This window comes from Enterobacter cloacae complex sp. P1B, from assembly GCF_014982345.1.
Lineage (GTDB): Bacteria > Pseudomonadota > Gammaproteobacteria > Enterobacterales > Enterobacteriaceae > Enterobacter > Enterobacter bugandensis.
Window position 1 is genome coordinate 1 of sequence record NZ_JADCLF010000027.1, and the last position, 7,625, is coordinate 7,625.

Sequence of the window (7,625 nt, forward strand, 5' to 3'; positions counted from 1 at the left end):
CCCTGGCCCCGAACCACCTGAAAACGCCGTCGCCAGCCTGGACAGAACGGCATATCAGGAAAAAATGTCCAGTGGAGGAATTCCGGTGAACGGAGTTTTTTTATTCACTTTGGCGAGGTTTAAATTCCTGATTGTTTCTTAGCAAATTCCTCAACGAACAATTTACCCTGCCTGCTTCTGGTGAAATCCCCCGATAACAGCTCAGCCGCACTACCAAACGTGGAATTTTTCTCATACTGCATAATTTCACGGCCATCTCTAAAAATATTGTAAGTTCGTTGGGTAACTAAGTATGAGACATCACCAAGCTGTGTAACAGATAGGGTGAATTTCTTATTACCCTTGGTGTTGATATTTGTATTCTCAAAAATGACTAACATGGTGAACCCTGTTCAGTTTGTTTTTATCATGCAGCTTCATGTTGTCGTGCAGCCATACCGGACGCCATGGCCAGGTACTGTACTTCACCTGCACAGCTCATGCGGGCAGTATACAAAACAAGATACAGAGCGCTCCACCACCGCAATCTGATCAGCTGGGCCTCTAACGTCCTGGCAAGTAAAGAATGAAACTTTTTCTGGCTGATAACCCTGATATCTCGTCTGGCCTGGACTGTCTCCATTGTTTGGTGCCCGGATAACCCCATCCTGTGGAGTGTCTGTCCGCGCTGCATCATTCGATCATACATCGCAGCTTTGCCGGCAGCGATTTGAACGGCTCCAAAGCGCAGGTAGTACTGGGCAGCACTGCCCGGAGTGCAGCCTCCGTTACGAATTTTATCCTGCAGGTACTCATATTCGCTCCAGACGATGAATGCAGCCGCCTCTTCATCTACCGAAAGTTCAGGCTCCTGGCAAAACGCCACCACTCTTTTATCACCATCAGCAGTACGTATAACGCGTGCAGCCCGACCGTCATCTCCGCCATCGAAGTACGCCATCTCAGCAACAGGATCCGCGAGTCCTGAAAACAGAGACCCGTCTCCCCAGCGACCTACTTTTACCCATAACGGGGCCGGTATAGGACTGCGCGGAACCGGCAACATTGCAGGTTCATCATCAAGCAGATCAAGTTGGCCATGAGTCCACACCTGATGAAAGATATCCAGGGCCCGATGCGGGGAACTATTGAAATGGTGGAATCCCCACATGAAATCGATATGAACCAGAGCTGCTTCTGACACAATCCTGAACTGTGGCTCAGCCATTCTGAGATTTTCCTCGCTGTGTTCAAGCTCTCCTGACATCAGCTTTTCATAGACCTCATTTGCCCGTCGCTGCTCCACATAATCAACGCTGCAGCAGATATGAAGCAGGCGTTCCAGGAAGGCCGGAGAATATACATCAGGCTGAAGCTTAATATACCCGCGGCCGTAAAGTGTCCTCCCAACAGGGTGCCGGTCCTCCCATGCATATCTTCGCTTCGCAAGATAGCTTTGAATACGGCTCAGATACTTCATATAGCCATACCTCTCTTCATCAGAAGCAAGGAGATTCTGCATGGACTTATCAAGACCAACAGCCTGGCAGCTCCAGCACCCGAACCTGGCTCCGCATGCACCGCTGCTTTTTTTGTCTGCCAGCGTCCATACACATTCGCCGGTCGCCGCCCGGTACATTTCAGCTGTTTCGAGATTGTCAGAGAGATAACTTGGCAAAGGATACCTGGGATCTGCACCAGACATAAGCAGGTAATCCCAGACGTCAGATACCAGCCAGTTCTTCACCGGATAGAGTTCGCCACCCTGCCGCCCTTTCACGACGCTGTCAGAGCGCCCCTTCTTTTTGGCAATGTTACCGGCTCTGATCTTGCTTTCCGCGTCCCTGCTCCCGAGCATGAGGCAGATAGGACCTTTGATACCACGCTCGCTGATAAAAGCAGATTTAGCTCTTCGCGCGGATTCTATTTTGAGCTCGTGGGAGCACTGTCTGGCGCTGCTGTTGGTGAAGGTGGGCAGCCCACGCCCGGTCAGGATCCTGCCTGTCCAGCTGGAGGTCATACATGGACGGGCAATGACAACACTGAGAGGTAACTGCTCAGCTTCAATGAACCGTTCCAGAGCTGCGAGTTTCTTTCTGGCCAGCCACGAAACTTCAGGATTTTCCACACCGGTATCGGTATGAAGTATGAAATGGTTACGGCTTGTCATCTTGCCGTTACGTACCGCCCTGACGAGAGCGATAAGAAACAGATGAAGGAGAACCTCTGAATCCTTTCCGCTGGAGTAACCGAGCATCATAGTCCAGCCCTCAGTGATGGCCTTATAGATCGAGGTAACGGAATCAGCTGCAAGCTCACCAACGCTCACTCTGCCTGCCTCGGAAAACTGAAGGTCCTGATGCTGACGCAAAACGTTAAGCGAATCGTCCCACTTATCATTTTTGAATATGATGTTGGTGTTTTTAAATCCAAACATAGTGTTCTCCTCCCGAATGACGGCGGGTGTCCGAATAAGCAGTTAAACCGAAAATGAGTTAGACAGAATCGCTTCAACCACCCGTGAAGCTGCTGCACGTTGACCACGTATACTGGTTATGATCTTCCCTGTCTCAGCGCTCACGCACAGGCCAGTCCATTTCGCGTAAAGGAAAAAATCATCCCGTTCCCGGCGAGTTGTTTTCGTGGCCATGTCTGACATGCGGCGACAAAGCTCAGCAACACTCATTTGCTCAAGCAGTTCCTGGACGGCAAACCCAAAACCGTTAATTAACACGCCAGTAAAAGTCAGCCACTCGCTTGAGTACTCACTGTACTCAGTACTCACAACATCATTAAGGCCAGTAAACGCAACCCAGGCTCGCCAGACGGCGTTAAGGTCATCGCGAAGAGCAACAGTGTCTGCATCCTCAGTAAACCGTATGAAGCGCCCTGAGGCGTCGCAGAGAGCCTTAAAGGACAACCATGCGCCATTCCTGCCGGTGATATTGGTTCGTTCAAAATCAGTTTTGCTGAAAAGCGTCGGGTTAGCTTCAACCACCTCCTTGACCAGCTGGCTCAGACCATTGGTGTGATCGTAGGCGAGGTTGATTGCGGCATTAGGCTTAGAAGCATTGCCATTGATATCTGAGAAAAACTGTTGGTGCGTTAACAGAGGCTGATTAACCGACAGCTCGAGGGTGACTGTCTCAGTGTGTAAATTGGCAAATTGTCTGCACACTTCCATGATACCTGCGTTGCGGTGCTGGCCATCAAACAGACTGATTTTTGCACTCATGGGTATAGTGATCGTCCCAAACCCTGAATATTCCGGTGATGGGGTGATCACAACGTCACCGGCAATATTTCCAATCAATGGAGGTATGATGTAGTCCTTGCTCTCCTGCAATGCAGTGGAAACGTAACTGGCAAAAGCCCCGGCCCTGCGGATGTTAAGTTCACGCTGCGCACGTTTTAAAGTATGAGCGGAATTATCAGCAGCAATTACACGCATAAGTTCTTCAAAATTGATACTGAGGGTAATAACAATACGTCCCCCCTGGTTGCCAATAAGACAAGGGTAAGTAAAAGTATTCAGATTAACGTTGTTCATGATATCTCCTGTGAAGCTTTCAGAGGCCGTCGTGACAAAAACGGCCTTTTAAACTTGAACTGATGTAATTAATTAAGATTTATAAAAAGAAACCAGCGACTCATATAATGCATACGCATCGCTTGAACACACCATTTTCGCGTAATCATGCAGAATTTCGAAATGAGCCATCATACGTTCTACTTCGGTATCACAAACTTTCGCAGCCCTAAGAACAATCACAAGAAAAAGCTGAGTGATAATAATCCCAAACTCAGTTTCATTCACAGCAACGAAACTTTCCTGATTGGCTGACATAACAGTATAAAGCGCCAGTTCTGCCGGGACAAAAAAACCATAGTGGTTATTCAGCTCACAATAATTAAATGTTGTATTCCACACCGAAAATAAATTATCGTCGATGAGATGCATAATAATTTGAGGAGCATATTTAGAAAAGCGACCGAAAGCTAATGCAGTCGCATGGGACATGGCAGTAGTGCCAACATGAGTAGTTAAGATTTGCATGAGAAAACTCGATCCCGAATTACGGCGGGCGTCCGGTGGAAAACATTTTCCATGTAAATATAATATCAAAACCGCATACTTTTGACCAGGGCAATAATAATAAAAAACAAAATATTTAACGGCTCTGATGCTGAAGCGTCAATAAGTAAATCGTGGGGCCCCGCTTGTGGGTTCCGATTTAGTTGTTGAAGCCACTACCTGTAATTAACCTTATATAGGGGGGTTGGTGTCCACAGGATGCCAACCCCCATGATAAGCGTAATTAATTAAACCTGGCCCTGTTGTGGGCACGTTCGTGAATACCTGAATCGGCCTCCATGACCTCTTCCTCCATAAGGGAAGTACCTCTGGGAGGAGTATCTTCATTCATAGCAGTAATGGGCTGGAAGAGTTCTTTTATATTAGCAGAATGAAGTGTGGGAGAAATACCACTTAGATGCCCTGATGACAGCTGAAGTTCGGTTAAACGATCCGGGGCCAGGGGATTGACAGATTGCGCATTAAATTTTTTAACTGATTCAGTGAAATCACCAATTACCGCATCACCGGGAAAGTCATTTACCGTTGTCCAGAAATCAGACGTCACAAGCTTCAGTTCGATTTGTACTATCTCGTCCCTGATTTGCCGGCAGGTGTCGTAATTATCGGCCCGCTGATTTTCCGGAAGCTCTTTGTTGAGACGTGCCTTTTTATCATGAAGTTCATGATACTCAGCATCAGTCAGAGGTTCGGGAACAACGTATGCCTGTTTATCATACTGCCAGAACCCGGCAAACAAAGGATCTCCTATTGGATTATAGACAGTAAATAACCTGGGACTGTAGTACCCGGGCAAGGGATCATGCCCATCGTAATGGTTCTGATTAGTTTCAACAGTTTCTTTATGAAACTTCTCAACAAGTGCCAAAGCTTCCTGAATCGTATTGGCGCCCTCACCTATCTCGAACTCGATTTCTGCATTGTATGTAGAGTAACCATCATCATCAACGCACGTGTGCCAGCCTTCCACCATGACACGTAGTTCCTTGTCTTTACGTATTTCATTAATCCGAGCATCATCCTGAATTTTCAGCGACTTGGCTATAATATCTTCAACAACTGGATAATCCTCACCAGGTTTACCCTCATTACGCATTGTCCAGAAGATTTCTGCGTCTGGCCGGTTTTCACATAGTTTCGCATTGAGGTTCTCAACAGCGTTAGAGATAGATAATGCAAGACCGTAATTAAATTTACTGTCGACAGCACCGGCCCTAAACAAAGCGCCAAACTGACCTACAGAAGTACCCAGCCGTGACTCACATTCAACAGCATTAATCAGACTCGCATCATAAAGCGCTCTGATTACATCAATCTCGCCTTCAATCCTGGCAAGCTCTATAGAATTATTGATATTCATTTTAACAGTCCCCCGACACGAAGCTTATGGTTTCATTTGTGATTTGGCCGCGACACCTTGCTCACCGGCCCCTGTATAACCGCAGTTTTCTTTTATTGCATTCATAACATCGGTTTTCTGGCGCATCGCCTCGAGGGCTTTGTCCACAATATCGTAATAGGCATTACGGTCGTCCTTCGGAATCGCTAATTCAGCCACATAGGAAGAGGCGTCTTCCAGGGCAAACAGTTCAACGATTCTTTCCTTATTCTCGTTCATCCAGTTTTTGTACTGTTTACCTGAAGCGAGGAAAGCTTTGCTCTTATTTTCTTTTTCAATGAACTTTATTGATTCTTTGCTTTCAGCGCTATCAGGATCGTTTCCTTTTAATTTATTGGCGATGAAAGGGTCACTTGTAAGGATAAGTACGTCATTATCATTAATGTTTCCCAGTATTTTATCGAATCGTGCTTCCTGCTCACTTCTGTCATTCATCGCCCCCTGTGTAACTGTGTTGAATAACTCATTCATAACCTTACCCTTCGTTTCCATAAACCCTCCGTCATGAAACCACAAAATTTATCATCGAATACGTATTATATGTAATTTGTGAGCAATGGTCACGTACTCGTAGTGCACAAAACACCCTGATTAGAGGTGGGTTGACTTGTCTGATCAAAGGAGCTAGCTTGCATAGCACACGCTCAGAAGCCTGCATCAGCAACCAGCACAACTTATTAAGTCCGACGGTTTAGTCAGATGTCAGTTACCAATGGTGAAAGTATCTAGGTAAAGCATCGGTTCGAGAAATCAGGCAGAACAGATCTAGAAGCTGTAAAAAAGGCTCCTGTAGGAGCCTTTTTTTGCTATCGCTTCTGTCGCAAACGCTGTTTTTAATTCAGTCCAGTGAATGTTCACCACGAATCTTTGTATCATAAATTTTCTGAATAAGAATTTCTTGAGTAATATTTCGTACAGCCCGACGCGTTCCCCAGAAGTAAATGATTAACATTGCATAGTGAAAAGTTGTTGCGTTTAGTTCAATATAAATGACAAGTTCATTTGAATTTTCTGGGTTAAAACGTATTAATTCATTTTTATCATCAGTAAATGGTTCCTTGACCCAGGCACTCAGTTGATTAGTGTCATCAAGAGGCGCTGACTGTATTATTCGAATAGCCCTGCGTAAGGTTGGTAAATACCCATAAAATATTGGATTACCGTCGGCACTATCCCATCTGGTCTTTAAGTCTATGACAGGGTTCATCCGAGGATGCTCGACCGGGTATCTTAATGCCCGTTCAACCTTAGGAACCAAATTCAATATTTCTCTGTCATATTCCTTCCATCTGACACGATCACGTAAAACCTCCTTTATTTTTTGATGCCAGAATTTATGAGCTGCTGATTTATCATCAAGCATTCTGATTGATTCACTGAAATTATCGTTCATACATTTTTCACCACTTTAAAAGCTAAACCGCCATTGACCTCCAAATCAACCCTTTCTTTTCGGGTGCTCCGGACCATGAAGGTTTTATTTACAGGTGCATATGCTCCACCTGCTGCATAAACAATCTGAATATAGTTCCTTGCGTCATTAAAGGCTGTTTCGCGTATTTTGGCATCACCGCTCTCCAGTTTGGATTCTAAGTCCTGAAGCATTATGTTCCCCTCTTCTGTTGAAGGGGGTATGGGAGCAGCCCAGGGAACTGACTCCTCCAGTTTTTGTCCCTGAGCCTGAAACCTTCCCCTGTGTGGCTGTTTGGCTGTATTTTTAGCATTTTTTGGTTTCTTTGCCATTGTCTAATCCCATTATGATAATGATAAATACCTTTTAGTAATTTCCGCTGCCGTTTTCTCCATGCTGGGGTAGACGGTACTTTCGGATATATTAAGTTGTGCCAGATCTTTCAGAATTTCTTTTTTGTTTGTTATTTCAACTCTCTTAAGAGGGAAGTCTGCATCCGTCTCCGGTAAAATTGGGTCAAGACCGAACAAAAGGAATGCTCCCGACTGAGACTGTATACGTTCATTATTAACTTTAGCTTTAAGGAAAAGAACCTTTTTTAAATCCTCTAATTTTATTCTGTTCCTGAAATAAGATTTTTCATTCTGAATAAGGTCTGCGAGTTTATCAGTGAGAAAAGATAGTTCAACCGTATCTTTCCTTGCATCAATGGAAGATAATTTTTCAAGCTCTTCATATGA

General features: G+C 45.3%; 8 protein-coding genes and 1 pseudogene. All 9 read right to left on the reverse strand.

What is annotated here, in order from left to right; all coding sequences use genetic code 11:
- Positions 1-119 precede the first annotated feature (119 nt).
- The gene (locus INF77_RS22995; protein WP_193533026.1) at positions 120-380 is read right to left on the reverse strand and encodes a hypothetical protein; all 261 of its coding nucleotides are present in this window, start codon (positions 378-380) and stop codon (positions 120-122) included.
- Positions 381-406: 26 nt separating this feature from the next.
- On the reverse strand, positions 407-2,416 hold the full coding sequence (locus INF77_RS23000) for a phosphoadenosine phosphosulfate reductase family protein (RefSeq protein WP_193533027.1): 2,010 nt from the start codon (positions 2,414-2,416) through the stop codon (positions 407-409).
- Positions 2,417-2,458: 42 nt separating this feature from the next.
- Positions 2,459-3,529: a DGQHR domain-containing protein gene (locus INF77_RS23005; RefSeq protein WP_193533028.1), complete on the reverse strand. Its 1,071-nt coding sequence runs from the start codon at positions 3,527-3,529 to the stop codon at positions 2,459-2,461.
- Between the two features lie 72 nt (positions 3,530-3,601).
- A complete protein-coding gene (locus INF77_RS23010; protein ID WP_063425394.1) occupies positions 3,602-4,036 on the reverse strand; it encodes an antirestriction protein in 435 nt (144 codons plus the stop codon).
- Positions 4,037-4,298: 262 nt separating this feature from the next.
- On the reverse strand, positions 4,299-5,435 hold the full coding sequence (locus INF77_RS23015; protein ID WP_193533014.1) for a hypothetical protein: 1,137 nt from the start codon (positions 5,433-5,435) through the stop codon (positions 4,299-4,301).
- 24 nt (positions 5,436-5,459) lie between these two features.
- Positions 5,460-5,966, reverse strand: a complete 507-nt coding sequence (locus INF77_RS23020; RefSeq protein WP_193533013.1) for a hypothetical protein — start codon at positions 5,964-5,966, stop codon at positions 5,460-5,462.
- A gap of 346 nt (positions 5,967-6,312) precedes the next feature.
- Positions 6,313-6,867: a hypothetical protein gene (locus INF77_RS23025; protein ID WP_193533012.1), complete on the reverse strand. Its 555-nt coding sequence runs from the start codon at positions 6,865-6,867 to the stop codon at positions 6,313-6,315.
- Entirely contained in the window at positions 6,864-7,217 is a 354-nt protein-coding gene (locus tag INF77_RS23030) for a hypothetical protein (protein WP_193533011.1), read from the reverse strand. The genes INF77_RS23025 and INF77_RS23030 overlap by 4 nt, the downstream gene beginning before the upstream one ends.
- Before the next feature lie 12 nt (positions 7,218-7,229).
- A pseudogene (locus INF77_RS23035) lies at positions 7,230-7,625 on the reverse strand (FRG domain-containing protein); the annotation flags it as partial.

Coding starts and splice junctions, on each gene's coding strand:
- INF77_RS23025 (WP_193533012.1), bottom strand. CDS start 6,867: ATGAACGATAATTTCAGTGAATCAATCAGAATGCTTGATGATAAATCA.
- INF77_RS22995 (WP_193533026.1), bottom strand. CDS start 380: ATGTTAGTCATTTTTGAGAATACAAATATCAACACCAAGGGTAATAAG.
- INF77_RS23030 (WP_193533011.1), bottom strand. CDS start 7,217: ATGGCAAAGAAACCAAAAAATGCTAAAAATACAGCCAAACAGCCACAC.
- INF77_RS23015 (WP_193533014.1), bottom strand. CDS start 5,435: ATGAATATCAATAATTCTATAGAGCTTGCCAGGATTGAAGGCGAGATT.
- INF77_RS23005 (WP_193533028.1), bottom strand. CDS start 3,529: ATGAACAACGTTAATCTGAATACTTTTACTTACCCTTGTCTTATTGGC.
- INF77_RS23000 (WP_193533027.1), bottom strand. CDS start 2,416: ATGTTTGGATTTAAAAACACCAACATCATATTCAAAAATGATAAGTGG.
- INF77_RS23010 (WP_063425394.1), bottom strand. CDS start 4,036: ATGCAAATCTTAACTACTCATGTTGGCACTACTGCCATGTCCCATGCG.
- INF77_RS23020 (WP_193533013.1), bottom strand. CDS start 5,966: ATGGAAACGAAGGGTAAGGTTATGAATGAGTTATTCAACACAGTTACA.